The organism is Pseudoalteromonas sp. MM1 (genome assembly GCF_030296835.1).
Lineage (GTDB): Bacteria > Pseudomonadota > Gammaproteobacteria > Enterobacterales > Alteromonadaceae > Pseudoalteromonas.
The window spans coordinates 1,733,105-1,751,267 of the sequence record NZ_AP027922.1; the positions used below are offsets into that span (position 1 = coordinate 1,733,105).

General features: G+C 40.0%; 15 protein-coding genes. 5 read left to right on the forward strand and 10 right to left on the reverse strand.

Features of this window, described 5'->3' with window-relative positions:
- Positions 1-3: 3 nt before the first annotated feature.
- The gene (locus tag QUE46_RS07855) at positions 4-708 is read left to right on the forward strand and encodes a 3'-5' exonuclease (RefSeq protein WP_286247456.1); all 705 of its coding nucleotides are present in this window, start codon (positions 4-6) and stop codon (positions 706-708) included.
- 71 nt (positions 709-779) lie between these two features.
- On the opposite strand, the gene QUE46_RS07860 is transcribed toward QUE46_RS07855, so the two are convergent.
- Positions 780-2,360, reverse strand: coding sequence for a BCCT family transporter (locus QUE46_RS07860; RefSeq protein ID WP_286247458.1), 1,581 nt, complete (start codon positions 2,358-2,360; stop codon positions 780-782).
- Positions 2,361-2,794: 434 nt separating this feature from the next.
- On the opposite strand from QUE46_RS07860, the gene egtB reads away from it, so the two are divergent.
- Together egtB and egtD are read left to right on the forward strand one after the other, a co-directional pair.
- Positions 2,795-4,069, forward strand: coding sequence for an ergothioneine biosynthesis protein EgtB (gene egtB / locus QUE46_RS07865; RefSeq protein ID WP_286247460.1), 1,275 nt, complete (start codon positions 2,795-2,797; stop codon positions 4,067-4,069).
- Positions 4,066-5,040, forward strand: coding sequence for an L-histidine N(alpha)-methyltransferase (egtD, locus tag QUE46_RS07870; RefSeq protein ID WP_286247462.1), 975 nt, complete (start codon positions 4,066-4,068; stop codon positions 5,038-5,040). The genes egtB and egtD overlap by 4 nt, the downstream gene beginning before the upstream one ends.
- Positions 5,041-5,044: 4 nt before the next feature.
- On the opposite strand, the gene QUE46_RS07875 is transcribed toward egtD, so the two are convergent.
- The 4 genes from QUE46_RS07875 to pxpB form a co-directional block, all read right to left on the reverse strand.
- Positions 5,045-5,884 (reverse strand): PhzF family phenazine biosynthesis protein, encoded by an 840-nt coding sequence (locus tag QUE46_RS07875; protein WP_286247464.1) that lies wholly within the window; start codon positions 5,882-5,884, stop codon positions 5,045-5,047.
- On the reverse strand, positions 5,868-7,541 hold the full coding sequence (gene asnB / locus QUE46_RS07880; protein ID WP_286247466.1) for an asparagine synthase B: 1,674 nt from the start codon (positions 7,539-7,541) through the stop codon (positions 5,868-5,870). The genes QUE46_RS07875 and asnB overlap by 17 nt, the downstream gene beginning before the upstream one ends.
- Positions 7,542-7,955: 414 nt before the next feature.
- Positions 7,956-8,888 carry a biotin-dependent carboxyltransferase family protein gene (locus QUE46_RS07885; protein ID WP_286247468.1) on the reverse strand — a complete coding sequence of 311 codons (933 nt, stop codon included), beginning with the start codon at positions 8,886-8,888 and terminating at the stop codon, positions 7,956-7,958.
- Position 8,889: 1 nt separating this feature from the next.
- Complete coding sequence (pxpB, locus tag QUE46_RS07890; protein WP_286247470.1) at positions 8,890-9,549, reverse strand: 5-oxoprolinase subunit PxpB; 660 nt, start codon at positions 9,547-9,549, stop codon at positions 8,890-8,892.
- Positions 9,550-9,745: 196 nt separating this feature from the next.
- Between pxpB and msrA the strand changes: the two genes are divergently transcribed.
- Positions 9,746-11,035 (forward strand): peptide-methionine (S)-S-oxide reductase MsrA, encoded by a 1,290-nt coding sequence (msrA, locus tag QUE46_RS07895; RefSeq protein ID WP_286247472.1) that lies wholly within the window; start codon positions 9,746-9,748, stop codon positions 11,033-11,035.
- A gap of 201 nt (positions 11,036-11,236) precedes the next feature.
- Complete coding sequence (locus tag QUE46_RS07900; protein ID WP_286247474.1) at positions 11,237-11,908, forward strand: ABC transporter substrate-binding protein; 672 nt, start codon at positions 11,237-11,239, stop codon at positions 11,906-11,908.
- Between the two features lie 743 nt (positions 11,909-12,651).
- On the opposite strand, the gene QUE46_RS07905 is transcribed toward QUE46_RS07900, so the two are convergent.
- From QUE46_RS07905 to QUE46_RS07925, 5 genes are all read right to left on the reverse strand, one after another.
- Positions 12,652-13,533, reverse strand: a complete 882-nt coding sequence (locus QUE46_RS07905) for a LysR family transcriptional regulator (RefSeq protein ID WP_286247475.1) — start codon at positions 13,531-13,533, stop codon at positions 12,652-12,654.
- A gap of 313 nt (positions 13,534-13,846) precedes the next feature.
- Complete coding sequence (locus QUE46_RS07910) at positions 13,847-14,503, reverse strand: CoA transferase subunit B (RefSeq protein ID WP_286247477.1); 657 nt, start codon at positions 14,501-14,503, stop codon at positions 13,847-13,849.
- Between the two features lie 14 nt (positions 14,504-14,517).
- Positions 14,518-15,216, reverse strand: a complete 699-nt coding sequence (locus QUE46_RS07915) for a CoA transferase subunit A (RefSeq protein WP_286247480.1) — start codon at positions 15,214-15,216, stop codon at positions 14,518-14,520.
- Positions 15,217-15,261: 45 nt separating this feature from the next.
- Positions 15,262-16,164, reverse strand: coding sequence for a hydroxymethylglutaryl-CoA lyase (locus tag QUE46_RS07920; RefSeq protein WP_286247707.1), 903 nt, complete (start codon positions 16,162-16,164; stop codon positions 15,262-15,264).
- Complete coding sequence (locus QUE46_RS07925) at positions 16,164-18,155, reverse strand: acetyl/propionyl/methylcrotonyl-CoA carboxylase subunit alpha (RefSeq protein WP_286247482.1); 1,992 nt, start codon at positions 18,153-18,155, stop codon at positions 16,164-16,166. The genes QUE46_RS07920 and QUE46_RS07925 overlap by 1 nt, the downstream gene beginning before the upstream one ends.
- Positions 18,156-18,163 lie beyond the last annotated feature (8 nt).

Genomic DNA, 18,163 nt, shown 5'->3' on the forward strand with positions numbered 1-18,163 from the left:
TTAATGGTTAAACAATCGCATTTTGATTGGCAGGCTCACTATAAAACACTGGCTAACAACGCTAAAAATGAGCATTTAAAAGCGTTTTACCAACACGCTTATGGTGAAACCCACGCGCCTTTAAAAGACATTTCGTTTGTGGCTCTTGATTTTGAGACAACCGGTCTAAATAGTGAGGTGGACGATATAGTTAGTATTGGCTTAGTCCCCTTTACAATGCAAAGGGTGTATTGCACACATGCTAAGCATTGGGTAGTGCAGCCTCGTAAAAGCTTAAGTGAGGAGTCGATTGTTATTCATGGTATTACGCATTCAGAAGTGGATGATGCTCCTGATTTAACCTCTCGTCTAGGGCCGCTACTTAATGCACTTAGTGGAAAAGTTGTGGTGGTGCATTATGCAGTGATAGAGCGGCACTTTTTAAACAATGCATTACTTGCGCGAATTAACGAAGGGATCCAGTTTGCATTAGTCGACACCATGGAGCTTGAGCAACGAGCATTGCGTGCTCGCCAAGGCTTAATAGGACGTTTGTTTAATCAAAAGATCGGTTCGCTTAGGTTAACTGATTGCCGCGCGCGGTATTCACTGCCGGCTTATCATAACCATAATGCGCTAACTGATGCTCTGGCAACGGCTGAGTTGCTTATAGCGCAAATTCAGTATCATTATCGTGAAGATACACCACTGTTCGAGCTACTTAGTTAAATAAGCATACAAAGCTATAAAAAATGCCGCAATAAATGCGGCATTTTTATTAAATGTATTACTAAACTGTATTATTTACCCGTACGAGGCTCAGTACGTAATCCTAACAGTAGGCTTACACACATTAATAACAGTACAGCTGTAAACGGAAGACCCGTTGATACCGCACCCGCTTGCAGGGCTTGTATTGCCTCTGTGCCGCCAATCCATAATAGAGCCGCAGCTATAGAGCCCTCAACCGTAGCCCAAAATATACGTTGTGGTACAGGTGCATCCACTTTACCGCCTGCTGTAATTGAGTCGATAACTAATGAACCCGAATCAGAAGAGGTAATGAAAAACACTAATACTAAAACCACAGCCAAGAACGAAAGCACGCTTGACATAGGCAGTTCGTCTAGCATTTGGAACATTGCCATAGGCACATCAGTTAAACCGTTTACGCCTAAGCTACCTACGCCTTGAACAACTTGGTCTATTGCAATGCCGCCGTAAATAGACATCCATAAAATAGTAACCGCAGTAGGAATTAATAATACAGCGATTAAAAATTCTCTAATTGTACGACCACGAGAAACACGCGCAATAAACATACCTACAAACGGTGACCACGAAATCCACCATGCCCAGTAAAATACAGTCCAACCGTGCATCCATGTTTCGTCTTCACGGCCGTGTGGGTTGCTCAGTGGAATAATATTTTCAATGTAACCCATAACAGTATTGGGTACGTTACCGATTGCCACAGCAAAGCCAACTAAACCAACAAACAAAAGTAAGGCAAATGCAATGAGCATGTTTATATTACTAAGTACCTTTACGCCACCGTCAATGCCGCGTACAACTGAGATAATAGCCAGTAAGGTAACGCCAATAATAACCAATAATTGTGCGCCTACACCGCCATCGGTACCAAATACATGATTAATACCGGCAGAAGCCTGCTGCGCGCCTAAACCTAACGAGGTTGCAAGGCCAAACAAAGTGGCAAGTACGGCAAGAATATCAATAATATGACCAGGCCAGCCCCACGCTCTGTCGCCTAATAGTGGATAAAAAATTGAACGAATTGATAAAGGAAGACCTTTATTATAAGTAAAAAACGCAAGTGAGAGCGCTACAACGGCATAAATAGCCCAAGGGTGAAGACCCCAGTGAAACATGGTTGCACCCATGGCTACTTTTGCAGCCTCTGGTGTATTTGCAGTTACATTAAGTGGGGTTTCGTACCAGCCTGTAAAGTAGGCTACAGGCTCTGCAACACCCCAAAACATTAAGCCAATACCCATACCTGCGGCAAATAACATGGCAAGCCATGAAATGCGTGAATGCGATGGTTTAGCACCGTCTCCGCCTAAACGAATATTACCATATGGCGATACAATTAATGCCAAGCAAAATATAACAAAGAAGTTTGCTGCCCACATAAAAAACGCATCAAAGTTATTTATTATATCGAGTTTAATACCATCAAGTGTTGCTTTGGCTGTTTGCGCATCCGAAACGAGAATGGCGACTAAAAAGATGACAATCAAACCGGCACTAATACCAAAAACAGGATTGTGTATATCAAACCCCCATTTTTGAACGTTATCTTGACCTACGGTGTAGTCCGTATTATCAATACTATACTTGTCATGATTTTCGCTCATGAATACCTCTTATGTTGTCCTAACAAGCCAGAGAATTCCGGCATAACACTAAGTTAATTAGCCACAGAGTAAGTTGCATTATTTTCAATAAAACTTATTTGAGGACTAACTAAATTAATCGCTGATCATACCCTTAATAGTGTATGAGTTAAATCGTAAATGTAAAACTATTTGGTGTTATATGCCTGATTACTTAGCGCTAAAAGCTATTTATCACCAAAAAGATAAGCTATTGTTAATTCAGTGAGTGTTAAAAATTAGTTTGTTATTAAACTAAAATTAAAGCAGCGCCTCCAAACTCGTTTAGTCGTTAATTCATTAGTCTACGTTTTAAATGGGTAGAGGGTTTGATTTAATCATTATGTAACATGCATAAAGGTAAAATCTGGCGTAGGCTTTATTTAATCGCAAAGAGTGAAAGGACTAACATTAATATGCTAAACAAGAAAACGAATGAAGCGCACGGCACTGAAAAAATACACGCTCAATTTCAGTCAATTCGCCAACATAGTCTTACACTTATAGAAAACCTCAGCGCAGAAGATTGCCAACTACAAGCAATGGACGATGCAAGCCCAATGAAATGGCACTTAGCTCACACCACGTGGTTTTTTGAAACATTTTTACTTAGTAAGTATCTGCCTAACTACACGCTCTTTGATGAACAATTTAAGGTGCTTTTTAACTCCTACTATAACGGCATAGGTGAGCAATTTAAGCGCGCTAACAGAGGAAGTTTATCTCGCCCTAGTTTAGAGGAGGTGTTGCGCTACAGAGCTTATGTTGATAATGCGCTAAACGAGTTGCTTAAATTAGGCACTAACCAAACACTGTGCAATATTATAGAACTTGGACTGAATCATGAGCAGCAACATCAAGAGCTCATGCTAATGGATATTAAGTATAATTTTTCGGTTAATCCAAGCTTTCCTGCCTACAGCCAAGCCCCAAGTTACTCACCAATGATTAGTGATTCATTAGGCACTTTAAAATTTACCGAATTTAGCCAAAGCATAACCAATATAGGGGCTAATGCTAAAAACGGCTTTTCGTACGATAACGAACAACCTAAACACCAAGCGCTTATCCATGCGTTTAGTTTTGCTAATCGATTAGTGACTAATAGAGAGTACTTACATTTTATAGAGGCGGGCGGATATAAAAACCCTTCATTTTGGTTAAGTGATGGCTGGGCTAATATAAATACCGAGCAACTTAGTCACCCTTTGTATTGGCATTATATTGACGGGCGATGGTTTGAATTTACCCTCTACGGGCTACAGCCTTTAAATTTAGATGCGCCAGTGAGCCATGTAAGCTATTTTGAAGCAGCGGCTTACGCTAATTTTGTAAATGCGCGTCTACCTACTGAGTTTGAGTGGGAGTATGTAGCACAGCAACAAGCACTTATACAACGACAAAACGATTTGCTCACGCCAAGTGCATGTAAAAACCTTGATGTTATCTCGCAGTTAAGCGATACATGCTGGCAGTGGACTAATAGCGCCTATTTACCTTACCCAGGCTTTAAACCCTTTAGCGGAGCCGCAGGGGAATACAATGGTAAATTTATGAATAACCAAATGGTTTTGCGTGGCGGGTGTGTGTTTACCCCAAAAGATCATTTAAGGCAGACTTACCGTAACTTTTTTTATCCACATCAAGCGTGGATGTGCAGCGGCATTAGACTAGCAAAGGACATACTATGAGCCAAGTAACAGCAATTAATCAGCAATCAATAACCGATCTAGACTTTTTAAATGATGTATTACATGGACTAGCTCAACAGCAAAAGTCGCTGCCATGTAAGTATTTCTATGATGATAAAGGGGCGGCCTTATTTGAGCAAATAACTTCATTGCAAGAGTACTATGTTACCCGCACTGAACTTTCCATATTAGAAGATTACTCAAAAGCGATTGCTAGTAGACTGCCCGAGAACCTATCAATTATTGAGCCTGGCTGTGGCTCGGGTAAAAAGGTCGCGTATTTACTCGCCCATATGAGCAATGTAAAAACCTTTGTTCCTTTTGAAATATCATCAGAAATGCTTAATTATTCGCTAGCGCATTTATCACCGTTATTTCCGGAGCTAGCAATTACGCCATTGCTAGGCGATTTTACCCATAGTCAAATGGTTAAGAAGTTAACAAAAGACACCGCCTTAGATAGCCAAACAAATTTAGTCTATTTTCCAGGTTCTACACTGGGTAACTTTGCGCCAGTAAAAGCCATTGAAATAATGAATAATTTTCACCGTTTATGCGGTGTTGATGGCTATGTATTAATAGGTATTGATTTAGTAAAAGAGCGACAAGTGTTACTTGATGCTTACGATGATAAAGCTGGCATTACCGCCGCCTTTAATAAAAACTTACTCCAGCGAATAAATAACGAATTAAATGGCACGTTCATTTTAGATAATTTTAAACACGAATCTCGATTTAACGAAGTGCATAGCCGCATTGAAATGCATTTAGTGAGCAAATGTAATCAAAGCGTGGTAATTAACAACACGCAAATAGACTTTGCAGCGGGAGAGAGCATTCACACTGAAAACTCGCACAAATATACCCTTGAGTCGTTTAAAAATCTTGCTGCCCAAGCTAATTTATCGCTTGAACAAACTTGGCAAGACGAGAAAAGCTACTTTGCACTTTGCCTACTAAGGCCAATGTAATAGCTTAATTCACAACTACCTGATTGCTGCTAAACGTATAGTTTAGCAGCGCGCCTTTTGGTGATTGTTGTATAAGGCTTACTTTATTTAAACCATATAGTCTAAAAATAAGTGGCGCAATAATCGACACCGCAGAGCCAGTTGCAGTATCTTCATTTATCCCAAATTGCGGCGCAAAATACCTAAAATACACGCTTGCGTTGGTATCATTAGTACTATCTATTTGCAGTGCTATCACCGCATTGTTATGCACTTTTGCCAAGCGTGTAAAATTAACCTCTAAATGCTTTAAATTAGCCATGCTTTTAAACAGTATAACGGTATAGCCATTTTTATAAGCTGTTGAGTAAGTTGCTTTTATAGAGTGCGAAAACACATCACAGAGACTGTTACTCTCATCACTTTTTTTGGAGTTAATAGCCGCCAGCTGAAGTTGTACACGGCCTGTAGCTAGCTTAATTTTAAACCGTTCTTTATCGTTTGAAATAAAGTGTGAAGGACAAAAACCAAAGTGTGCTAATAAACATTTTGCAGCAGCAAGGGTGCCATGGCCGCAGCGCTTAATTTCTGATGTTTGATTAAACCAGCGAATGTTACATATACGGCGAGAAATTTCATTTTCATTTATAAAAACGCTAGCAGGGTGCTGCGAATTTGATGCAATTTTTTGCATTACGCGAGTACTCAACCCTTGCGTATAAATAACAATTAACGCACTTGAACCGGCTAAGTGATGCTGTGAGCTAGAAAATACAGGAACTGAATAAAGATGCTTTATATACCGCAACATAGGCTGATTGAGCCTACGTTGCGATAAAAAGGGGCGTTTAGCCTTTGCTTGCATACGCGTCGTTGTGAACGCCAGCAGCACGGCCTGAAGGATCCGCATTATTTTGAAATGATGCATCCCATGCAAGTGCTTCAGGGGTTGAACACGCAACCGACTTACCATGTGGTACACATTTAGCTGATGCATCCCCCGGGAAGTGTGATTCAAAAATAGAGCGATAGTAGTACGCTTCTTTCGAATCTGGTGTGTTAATTGGGTATTTAAACTTAGCGTTAGCAAGCTCTTGGTCGCTTACTTGCTCGTTTACAAACTCTTTTAACGTGTCTATCCAGCTGTAGCCAACACCGTCTGAAAATTGCTCTTTTTGACGCCACAGTACTTCTTCAGGCAGGTAGCCATCGAAACCTTCGCGTAAAATGTGTTTTTCAATTTTGCCATCTTTACACATTTTAGCTTCTGGGTTGATACGCATAGCCACATCAACAAATTCTTTATCAAGAAACGGTACACGTGCTTCTACGCCCCATGCAGCCATAGACTTATTAGCTCGTAAACAGTCAAACATATGCAGCTTTGATACTTTACGGTTTAGCTCTTCATGAAATTCTTGTGCGTTTGGCGCTTTGTGGAAGTATAAATAGCCACCAAATAGCTCATCTGCGCCTTCGCCCGATAACACCATTTTAATACCCATAGCTTTAATTTGGCGCGCCATTAAATACATTGGCGTTGAGGCACGAATGGTGGTTACATCATACGTTTCAATGTGATAAATAACCTCACGAAGTGCATCAATACCTTCTTGAATGGTAAAGTGAATAGGGTGATGCACTGTGCCAATCATATCTGCTACTTTTTGCGCAGCGGCTAAATCTGGTGAACCCTCAAGCCCAACAGAAAATGAATGTAGCTTAGGCCACCATGCGTCACTTTCATCGTTATCTTCAATACGTTTAGCGGCAAAACGTTGCGTAATAGCCGAAATAACCGACGAGTCTAAACCACCAGAAAGTAGCACACCGTAAGGCACATCACACATTAGCTGGCGTTTAACTGCCGCTTCTAATGCTTCTTTAACGTCTTGCGCTTGTGCGCTGTTATCTTTAACTGCGTCGAAAGTTTCCCAATCACGTTTGTAATAAGGCTTAAGCTCACCATCTTTGCTGTATAAGTAATGCCCAGGTGGAAACTCTTCAATGTGCTTACAAATCGGTGAAAGCGCTTTTAGCTCTGAGGCAACATAAAAATTACCATGCTCATCGTGACCAGTATAAAGCGGAATAATACCAATGTGATCGCGGCCAATTAAGTACGCATCGTTTTCTTCATCGTATAAACAAAATGCAAAAATACCATTTAAGTCATCTAAAAACTCAGGCCCTTTTTGTTTGTATAACGCTAAAATAACTTCACAGTCTGATTGAGTCTGAAATTCAAAATCAACCTCTAACTCTGCTGCCAGCTCTTTGTGGTTATAAATTTCGCCGTTAACCGCTAAAATATTTGTTTTTTCAGGGTTGTATAAAGGTTGTGCGCCGCTTGATACACCAACAATGGCTAAGCGCTCATGCACTAAAATCGCTTTTTCAGATGAATACACTCCAGACCAATCTGGGCCACGGTGCCTTAGTAGTTTTGACATTTCAATTGCTTGGGTACGCAATTGAGTGGCGTTAGATTTAATATCTAATACACCAAAAATTGAACACATAGTAACTCCTCATTCCTATTATGTGTGCAGCAGGGCAACTTTGCTATGCTGCGAAACCTTGTTTTATCAGAAATAATTACTCAAGTCACACTGCTTTTACAATTAATTAAGAATAATTTATGCACCAAGTGAAAAGTGCGCGCACCAAACTAGTGCACCACTCACAGGTGTGTCTATATTTACAGCACTTTTGGTGGTTAAAGTCGCTTTAGTAAGGCATTTAGTGCAGTGTTTGAAAAAAAGCACACCATACAAACGCACCAAGTGTGTGCATAAATTAAAGCGAAGCTTAAATTATTTTATTGTAATTTTATGCGTTTAATTAAGTAATCTACGCTTACTTATTACACGTGAATAGAGCCTCGCTAATACTTTAAATAGCGTAATGAAATAGATTTATACCTCATCTTAAAATCAACTATATTTGAGCGCCAAACTGAGCTGGTGCAAGTGACCTTTAAGCTTTTGTTTTGCCAAGTGAGCTTGCTCAAGGGTGACTTGCTTAAATTCAATAGAGTCACCGGGTCTAAATTGCGCAAATTGATGTAAATCGGCCTCTATTACAGTGCCAAGTATAGGGTAGCCACCGGTAGTTTGCGCATCGTTTAGTAATACAATAGGCTCGCCACTGGGTGGTAATTGAATTGTTCCAGGGGCAGTGCCAACAGAGGCAAGTGAGTGACTATGAGTTAGAGGGCTTTCGTTTGTTAGCCTAAGTCCCATCCTGTTGCTGTTATGGCATACTTTAAACGATGTAGAAAAAAACTGTTTAAGAAGCGTATCACCTAGTATTTGTGCGTGCGGGCTTGCATGTATCCTGATCACCTTTAGTTTAGGCGGAGTAATAGCTCCGCGCTGTATAAAGCGCGTTATTGGCAGGGGAGATGTTTTAATAGGAATAATGTCGCCCTCGCTAAGTGCTTTACCTGCTAAGCCACCAAAGTGCGCGTTTAAATCGGTTGATTTTGAACCCATGACATCTTTAACATCAATGCCGCCTTGTACGGCTATATAGGCACGCAAACCAGCTCGACCTGTATCAAAGCTTAAAGTTTGATTGGCGCTTACTTGGTAACTCCACCCTGGGTAGAGGGGCGTTTCATCAAGCGTGGCGTTTAAATCAGCGCCTAGTAGGGCAATAATGGCATCGGCTTCAAACTGTAACTCGCACAGGCCTAACGTAACCTCAAGCACAGCGTCATTATCTTTGTTACCCACTAATTTATTGGCAATTATTTGTGCGTAAGGGTCTAAACAACCCGCTTGGCTAACACCTAAATGGCGATAACCGCAGCGCCCGCTATCTTGAATTGTAAGTTGCACGCCGGGTTTAAGTACTTTTATCACGTTATGCTCCTTGCACTGTATTTATTGAAACAAATGATAGCGTATCGCCGGGTTTGAATAAGCATGGCTCAGGATGTGTGCTATCAAAAAGGGGCGTGTTTGTGTGGCCAATGATATGCCAACCGCCAGGTGTTTCTGCTGGGTAAATAGCAGTTTGCTCTGCGCCTAAAGCAATGGCACCTTTAGGTACTTTAGTACGTGGAGTGTCTCTGCGTGGGATATGCAAGCGTGAATCTAATCCATGTAGGTAAGCAAAACCGGGCTGAAACCCTAAAAATAAAACGTGGTAAGTGGCTTGGCTGTGTATTTGAATAATTTGTTGGTGAGTTAGGTTAGTTTTTTTTGCAACAAAATCTAAATCTTCTCCATCATAAGTGGTGTGTATTTTATGGTGAGTGCCTTTAAATGTTGTTGCTTTTACTTTGTCCCATAAATCAGGCAAAGCGTTTTGCCACTTTTGTAAATTACTTGCCGATTTTAAATAAAGCGTTAAAGAGTTCATGCCTGGGACTAAATCAGAAAATTCATCGTATTGTTTTAGTTGTGCAGTGAGTGCCCAAATTTTTCTTTGCGTTTTAAGTGCATCACTTTGTTTATGGTGTGATGCACTAAGGAGCAAACTAGTATTTGTTAACGCCACGACTTGTAAAAGTTCAGTCATAATTATTATCTTTTTATACAACGTGCAGCAAAGCTAACATAGTTTTGTTTATTTATTCAGTACCTAGCCATAAGAAAAATAATGAAAATGAAATGCAGACTCAAACTGTATTCAAATTTAGCACGTATCTATTTACTGAAATTAAAACAAGGGATGTTAGGTCTTAATTAAAACACGTAGGTATTAAGAGGTATTTATGACATTTTCTCACTCAGTTTATTTATTTGGCGCCGCTATTACGTTTAGCGCCGGCTGTTTTGCTTTATCAACTGAAAAAATAGAGCACAGTAACGTAGAGGCTACAATGCATATAAAAACCATTGTGTTAGGTTCTGGCTGTTTTTGGGGGGCAGAAAAGCGCTACGAAGCATTAGAAGGGGTTATCGATGCAGAGTCAGGCTATGCAGATGGTCATGGCTTTAAAGCTACATATAACAATATCACTGATAAATCACGCCGCTTCGATGAAAATAACTACGCTGAAGTAGTACAAGTTATGTACAACGACAATGTTATTTCTTCTAAAGCATTATTACAGCATTACTTTGAAAGTCATGATCCTACAAAATTGAATCGCCAAGGTAATGATATTGGTACGCAGTATCGATCAATTATTCTTACTACCACAAAAGAGCAAGCCCAGCTTGCAGAGCAAGTTAAAGCCGAGTATCAGCCGTTATTAACAAAAGCAGGTTATGGACAGATTAAAACAGACATAAAGCCTCTTGAGGGGTTTGTATCTGCCGAGGAGTATCATCAAAATTATTTACAAAAGAATCCAAATGGCTACTGCCCAGATCACGCTACTGGTGTGGTATTTAATAAGTCTAAAAAAACCGATATAGACAATAATTTTTTACTCACTGGCAAGCAGATTGTGGTACTAGATTCGCGTGAGTACTGCCCTTATTGCGAAAAGTTTAAAAAAACAGTAGCAAACGATTACAAGGGCTCAATCCCTTTAACATTTCGTCATGCTGATGAGCTCAATGGTTTAACTATAAAATCGGCAACATGGGCAACTCCCACCATTTTGTTTTTAGAAAATGGTAAAGAGGTGTATGCGCATCAAGGCTACGCGACCTCTGCTGAATTTTACAAAGCGCTTGGCGCCTTTAAACTAGGCGATAGTGATGCCTACGAAGTCGCATTTCATGAGCGCACCGATAGACCTTACTGTAAAGAGTATAAAGAATTTAAAAACACTCCCGACGGCGTATTTGTAGATAAATTAAGTGGTGAGCCATTATTTGATACCCGCGATAGATTTAACTCAGGAACGGGGTGGTTATCGTTTAAACACCCGGTTAAAAATAGTGTTACTGAGCATAAAGATACTAGCTGGGGAATGACACGCATTGAGCTTAAATCAAAAAGCACAGGTATTCATTTAGGGCATTTATTTAAAGGTGAGGGGCCAAGAGGTACAGATAGATACTGTATTAATGCTACTGTGCTGGAGTTTATACCTCGTAATAAAAGCTGATTTATATGAGCTATCAGTTCGCTCTTATATATGTAATAAATCTAAACTTTAATTAACTGTGAATATGATATATAAATTAATAAAGCAAATGACAAAAAACGGCATTTTATTATCAAACTGATTAATACGTTAGCAATTGTCTCAGGGCTTATTACTATAAGCCCTGTATTAGCACAACCTGTCGAAAAATATGTAATAGGGGTGGAGAATATAGAATACCTGCCTTATTACGATGGCAGTGGCACTAACAAGCGTGACTATTTTGGTTTTAGCAAAGAGTTATTGGAACTATTTGCCAAACAACAGAATATAAAGTTTGAGTTTTACACTTTGCCAATTCCGCGCCTTTATAAAGAGTTTATAGAGCATCATCATGTTGACTTTAAATACCCCGATAACCCGCACTGGCAAGCAAGTTATAAAAATCAGCATCAACAAAGTATTATTTATTCAGTCCCTTCATTGGTTACACATACAGGTATAGCGAGCTTAAAAGACGATATTAAACTTGAAGAATGCAAATCACTTGCAAAAGTTCGCGGCTTTACATTGCAAGGACTTGGTAAATTAACGTCTAGCCCAGAGCTAAAAGTCGTTGAAAATGATAATGTAATCGAGATGATTTATTTGCTGCATAAAGAGCGAGTTGATTGTATATATATTTCACACGATGTACTTAAATACAATATAGAAGAGTTTTTTGATACACCCGTACCTGTGTTTTTTCAGCATCAGCTGCCTGTTGATCGCCAAGCGTTTATGTTATCGAGCATTAAACACCCACAGCTGGTTAAAAAGTTTAATGTATTTTTAAAACAGAATGAAAACACCATTAAACAGCTTAAAAAAAAGCATAACTTTATAGTTGAATAATACTTAATTAAGTGAATTGGTAAAAACGCTGGGGTAGGTAATAGTGTTTATAAAACAAAAACGGCCCATATAAGGTCACCACCTCACATGAACCGCTCTTCACACTGACAACATCTTACACACACAATATAAGATTTGGTTTGCTACAAAGTAGCTAATTTAGTTATTGCTGTGCGCTGCTGGTGGAATAAAAAACAGTTCAAACTAAGTCACCACCTAACTTGAACTGCTTTTTCACACTGACAACATCTTACACACACAATATAAGATTTGGTTTGCTACTCAGTAGCTAATTTAGTTATTGCTGCGTGCTGCTGGTGGAATAAAAAACAGTTCAAACTAAGTCACCACCTAACTTGAACTGCTTTTTCACACTGACAACATCTTACACACACAATATAAGATTCTTTTCTTACCTTGTTAGAGCTATTACCTCTAAAAAGGTTGCATTTATTTGGTGCAAAACAGTAAATAATGTCTAATAAGTAAAAACGTTTAGCTGCTTGCTTTCGATAAGTTAACTTTAAAATAATCATATAAGTCATACAAACGATAAAAATAAAACTAATAAGTGAAAAAAATTAAGCTATAGACTTTAGTCTAAAGCCTGGATTTATCTTTTTGTTTTTAAATGAAAAAATTTAAAGGTTAGGAAAGGGGCAATAGGGTGGCGATTAAAAAACTATTTTTAAATAATTAAAAAGTAGTATTGCAGGTTTTGCGAGCTCGACACCCTAAATAATTTAACTTTGAATTTTTCTAAAAGTAGATACCACCCACTTAGCAAATAGGTCTAATGCAGGATTTGGCGTATTAGCCTCGTGTTGTACTAAGTAGTATTTATCTTTAGTTGTAAGAGGCTGTTGAAATAGCTTATAAAGCCATTTTTCATCAAACCAACTTTGGCTAATAGGCAGCGGTATAAGTGAAATGCCAATGCCCTGTTGCGCTGCACGAGCGACCCCAAACATACTATCAATTTGTATGATTTGCGTAGGCGAAAAGTCATCTATACCTGCTTTTTCAGCCCATTGGTGCCATGCCCACGGCCTTGCTTTGTGAAGGATTAAAGGAACTTGATTTAATGCTTGGCAATGATCGTCTTTCCACTGTTTTAATAATTTTTCGTTACAAGCAGGAATATACTCTAAATTAAATAATTCAGTAGTAAGGCCCTCAGTGGGTTTACTCGATGATAAAACAATCGATAAGTCACTATGGCGCGTAAGCTCTTTACGTGTTTTAAGCGTATCCATTTGCAGGTTTATATTAGGGTGCTCAGATGTCCACTCACTTAATTTAGGCATGAGTAGCTCACTGGCAAAAAATTCAGGCAGCGTAATAGTTATATTGGTATTTTGTTGCAACTGACTAAATTCATTGATGGTGTTTTCAAGGGTATAAATAATAGGCGAAATGGCATCAAAAAAGTTTTTACCCGCAGCGGTTAAACTAATTGAGCGAGTTTGGCGCTGAAATAACTCAATGCCTAGTTGTTCTTCAAGTTGTTTTATTTGATGGCTAACCGCAGAGGGCGTTAAGTACAGCTCTTTAGCTGCATGTTTAAAACTTAAGCTTTTTGCTGCAAAGCAAAAAGAGCGGAGGCCTCGAATAGGAGTTTGCATGTTTTCCAGAATTGTTTAATTAATTTAAGACGCCTTTAACAGGCAATAATCGAACCAATAATTTAATATAATAATATCAATAGTTTAATTTTAAATATAGCACTAGTTCACAAAAAGGGTGCATAGCTTCTACAAATTAGTGCAAATAATCTAAGCGCTTACATTATAGTTATTTGTATTATAGATAATATTTACTACATATGTGTGAAAAGCTTAAGAATATTTTTAAAGGCAAAAAAAATCCCTCTTGCGAGGGATTTTGGGTAACTCAGCGCCATTGGCACTGGGAATGAGGTCGGTACATGGTAAAGCGTTAAAAAACCATTTCTGGTACTTCACCGTCAACAAGTAGTTTACCTGCTGTTTTACTAATTATTTCATCAACTGATACGCCAGGAGCACGCTCTAATAAATGAAATGCGCCGTCTTTAACTTCTAATACGGCTAAATCTGTTACTATTTTTTTAACGCAATTAACGCCTGTAAGGGGTAAAGAGCAATTTTCTAGCAATTTAGAATCACCATGCTTACTTGCATGGGTCATAGTAACAACAATATTTTTCGCGCCAGCGACTAAGTCCATCGCGCCACCCATGCCTTTAATCAGCTTTTTCGGGATCATCCACGACGCAATGTTGCCGTTCTGGTCAACTTCAAATGCACCCAGAACGGTTAAGTCTACATGACCACCCCGTATCATGGCAAAACTATCTGCACTATTAAATATGGCTGCGCCTGTTGCAGCTGTCACGGTTTCTTTACCCGCGTTGATCATATCGGCGTCTAATTCTGCTTTTGTTGGGTAGGGACCCATACCTAACAAGCCATTTTCGGACTGTAACATAACTTCAATACCTTCAGGTACATAGTTTGCGACGAGTGTCGGAATTCCTATGCCTAAATTAACGTAGTAGCCGTCCTTAAGTTCTTGTGCAACGCGCATTGCAACTTGTTCACGTGATAATGCCATAATTATGCTCCTGCTTAATCTCGTGTTGTTACACGTTCAATGCGTTTTTCAAAGTTGCCTTTAATAACGCGATTTACAAAAATACCTGGGGTATGAATTTGGCTAGGCTCAAGTTCACCGGGCTCTACAATTTCCTCTACTTCGGCAACGGTAATTTTACCTGCGGTTGCCGCCATAGGGTTAAAGTTCATAGCGGTGTGCCTAAATACTAAATTACCGTATCGGTCGGCTTTCCATGCTTTTACAATGGCAAATTCACCCGTTATAGACTCTTCTAAAATATAAGGGCGACCGTTAAACTCTTTTACTTCTTTACCTTCAGCTACAGGGGTACCGTAACCTGTAGCGGTATAAAAAGCTGGGATACCTGCACCACCTGCACGCATTTTTTCAGCAAGCGTGCCTTGTGGGGTAAGCTCTACATCTATTTCGCCGCTAAGAAGTTGTTGCTCGAATAGGGCGTTTTCGCCAACGTATGAGGCAATCACTTTTTTTATTTGTTTGTCTTTAAGTAAAATACCCAATCCAAAGTCATCTACACCGCAGTTATTAGAAACCACTGTTAGCTCTTTGGTTTTCATTTGTTTAATTTGTTTAATTAAGCCTTCAGGAATGCCGCATAAGCCAAAACCACCAGCAATTACGGTATCGCCATCTTTTAAACCTGCCATTGCAGCTTCGTAACTAGAAACTACTTTATCAAAACCGGCCATGAGTCTCTCCTCATTGTGTTAACTGCCATTTGGCAAGTCAAACTATTATTTTTGTGTGTTGTGCAGTGCAATTGCCACTTTACTTACAGGGGCTTTGCCAAGTGCTTGCGTAATTTGCCAACCTGCGTTACTTAACCTTTGTAAATCAATTCCATGCTCTATGCCAAGCCCATTGAGTAAGTAAACAACATCTTCAGTGGCAACATTTCCTGACGCACCCTTAGCATAAGGGCACCCGCCAAGGCCTGCAACGGCAGCGTCAATGGTGGCTATACCTAAGCTCAGTGCTGCGTAAATATTTGTGAGCGCTTGACCATAAGTATCATGGAAGTGAATTGCTAATTTCGTCTTATTTATGTGCTGTAATAATAAAGATAACACCTCGGTAATTTTATTGGCGGTACCAACTCCTACAGTATCGCCAAGGCTTACCTCATAACAGCCAAGTGCAAGTAGTTTTTGTGTTACTTCAAGCACTTTTTGTGGCGCTATGTCACCTTCGTATGGGCAACCGGCAATGCAGCTTACATAACCACGCACGCGTATATTATTGGCTTTTGCAAACGCCATTACTTCACTAAAGCGCTCAATACTTTCATCAATGCTGCAGTTTATGTTTTTTTGGCAAAACGATTCGCTTGCAGCAGTAAAAATAGCAAATTCCTTAACACCTGCATCTAGGGCAGCTTGAGCACCTTTTAAATTAGGCGTAAGGGCACTTAAATTTACATGGGGTAAATCAAGTGCTTTTATCACGTCGGCTGAGTCGGCCATTTGTGGCACCCATTTAGGTGATACAAATGCCCCTGCTTCTATATCTTTTAAGCCTGCATCACTGAGTGCATTAATTAAGGCAATTTTATCTTTTGTAGGTACGGCTTTTTCGTTTTGCAGACCATCGCGGGCACCCATTTCTACAATACGTACTTTTTTAGGAAAAGCAGTCATCACGATGCCTCCTGCGCCGTGGTATCTTCTACAATAGCAAGTAGGGCACCATGGGTTACAAGTTCGCCCTCGGCAAAACAATAACTTTGTAAAATACCATCGTGCGGAGCGCTCAGTGTGTATTCCATTTTCATGGCTTCAATAATAACAACCGCATCGCCTTTGGTTAAAGTGCTTCCTACTTCAACTAAGTGCTTAACTACTGTGCCATTAAGTGGCGCTGCAAGTGGTAGGGCGTCACTTTCGTGGCTGCTAATGTAATGTTTAGTATTTAGAGTAAGCTTGATTTGCAGCGCAGCAAACATCACGCTAATACTGTTATCAATGTGGCTTACATGGGCGGTAAATTTTTCGCCATTAATAAACACGCAGCATTGGTTTTGGTTTAGTTCACCCATAACCTCAAACAGTTCTTCATTATGGTTAATGACATAGCCTGTTTTAGTTTTAACGGCGTTTATAGGTAAATCTGTAAATGGAATATTTATTTTTTGCGGTGCATTAAGTGTAAAACCACTGAGTTGCTGCCAAGGGCTTGCACTTTGAACAGTTTCGTTTTTAGCGCTAAGCGATTCAAGATAAGCAAAGGCTGCAATTACGTGTGCTTTTTCAAGGGCAATGCTATTAACACTCACCAATGCATCACCTTGCTCAGCAATAAAGTGGGTACTTGGCGCACCTTGAGCAAACGTAGGGTGGCTTGCTAAGTTATGTAAAAAGCCAATGTTAGTGCTAAAACCCGCTAAGTGAAATTGCTCAAGTGCTTGGCGTAAACGCGATAATGCTTGCTCTCGGTTATCATCATGCACAATCAGCTTTGCAATCATAGGGTCGTAAAACGGGCTTATTTCATCGCCTTGTGCAATACCGGTATCAATACGTACAAACTCACTGTTAAGTGGTGTGCTCAACGCTTCTATTGTGCCCGAGCAGGGAATAAAGTCGTTAGCTGGATCTTCTGCATAAATACGTGCTTCAAAGCTGTGGCCTTGGAGTTCTATATCTGATTGCGTAAGTGGCAGTGTTTGCCCAGCGGCAATATTAATTTGCCAACTCACTAAATCTACACCAGTTACCATTTCTGTCACTGGGTGTTCTACTTGCAGGCGTGTGTTCATTTCCATAAAGAAAAACTCATCACCGCACAGCAAAAACTCAACGGTACCTGCACCTCTGTAATTTATAGCCAGGGCGCAGCGTACTGCGGCTTCCCCCATTTCTTTGCGTAGTTCATCGCTTAAACCAGGCGCTGGCGCTTCTTCAATAACTTTTTGATGACGGCGCTGCAGGGAACAATCACGATCCCCTAAATAAACACAGTTACCGTGGTTATCGGCAAATACCTGTACTTCAACATGGCGAGGCTGGTCAACGTAGCGCTCAAGTAGTACTAAGTCGTTTCCAAAACCGGCTATTGCTTCACGTTGTGCGCCCTCAAGTGCATTTATAAAATCGTTGGCTTGCTCAACTACGCGCATGCCTTTACCGCCGCCGCCAAAGGCAGCTTTAATTAGCACGGGATAGCCAATTTTTTCAGCCTCAGATTGTAAAAAAGCAGGGTCTTGGTTATCACCATAATACCCAGGCACTAATGGTACATTGGCAGCGGCCATTATTTCTTTGGCGCGGGTTTTAGAGCCCATAGCCTCTATGCTGCTTGCTAGTGGGCCAATAAACGCAATATTGTTTGCTTCACAGGCTTTAGCAAATTCGCTGTTTTCAGATAAAAATCCATAACCAGGATGAATACAGTCAGCGCCTGCATTTTTAGCTACTTGCAAAATTTTGTCGGCGACTAGGTATGAGTCTTTACTTGGTGCTGGGCCAATGTGGTAGGCCTCATCAGCCATTTTTACGTGTTGTGCATGTTTGTCGGCGTCAGAATAAACAGCCACTGTTGTTAGGCCCATTTGTTTTGCACTTCGCATTACACGGCATGCAATTTCACCACGGTTGGCAATGAGTATCTTTTTTAAAGTGTGTGTGTTCATAGTTAATC

Excerpts from the sequence above, each read along its gene's own strand:
- QUE46_RS07875 (WP_286247464.1), bottom strand. The coding sequence starts at position 5,884 with ATGCAAGCAAAGGCTAAACGCCCCTTTTTATCGCAACGTAGGCTCAAT.
- QUE46_RS07915 (WP_286247480.1), bottom strand. The coding sequence starts at position 15,216 with ATGGCCGGTTTTGATAAAGTAGTTTCTAGTTACGAAGCTGCAATGGCA.
- QUE46_RS07925 (WP_286247482.1), bottom strand. The coding sequence starts at position 18,155 with ATGAACACACACACTTTAAAAAAGATACTCATTGCCAACCGTGGTGAA.
- egtB (WP_286247460.1), top strand. The coding sequence starts at position 2,795 with ATGCTAAACAAGAAAACGAATGAAGCGCACGGCACTGAAAAAATACAC.
- QUE46_RS07920 (WP_286247707.1), bottom strand. The coding sequence starts at position 16,164 with ATGACTGCTTTTCCTAAAAAAGTACGTATTGTAGAAATGGGTGCCCGC.
- egtD (WP_286247462.1), top strand. The coding sequence starts at position 4,066 with ATGAGCCAAGTAACAGCAATTAATCAGCAATCAATAACCGATCTAGAC.
- asnB (WP_286247466.1), bottom strand. The coding sequence starts at position 7,541 with ATGTGTTCAATTTTTGGTGTATTAGATATTAAATCTAACGCCACTCAA.
- pxpB (WP_286247470.1), bottom strand. The coding sequence starts at position 9,549 with ATGACTGAACTTTTACAAGTCGTGGCGTTAACAAATACTAGTTTGCTC.
- msrA (WP_286247472.1), top strand. The coding sequence starts at position 9,746 with ATGACATTTTCTCACTCAGTTTATTTATTTGGCGCCGCTATTACGTTT.
- QUE46_RS07910 (WP_286247477.1), bottom strand. The coding sequence starts at position 14,503 with ATGGCATTATCACGTGAACAAGTTGCAATGCGCGTTGCACAAGAACTT.
- QUE46_RS07860 (WP_286247458.1), bottom strand. The coding sequence starts at position 2,360 with ATGAGCGAAAATCATGACAAGTATAGTATTGATAATACGGACTACACC.
- QUE46_RS07855 (WP_286247456.1), top strand. The coding sequence starts at position 4 with ATGGTTAAACAATCGCATTTTGATTGGCAGGCTCACTATAAAACACTG.
- QUE46_RS07905 (WP_286247475.1), bottom strand. The coding sequence starts at position 13,533 with ATGCAAACTCCTATTCGAGGCCTCCGCTCTTTTTGCTTTGCAGCAAAA.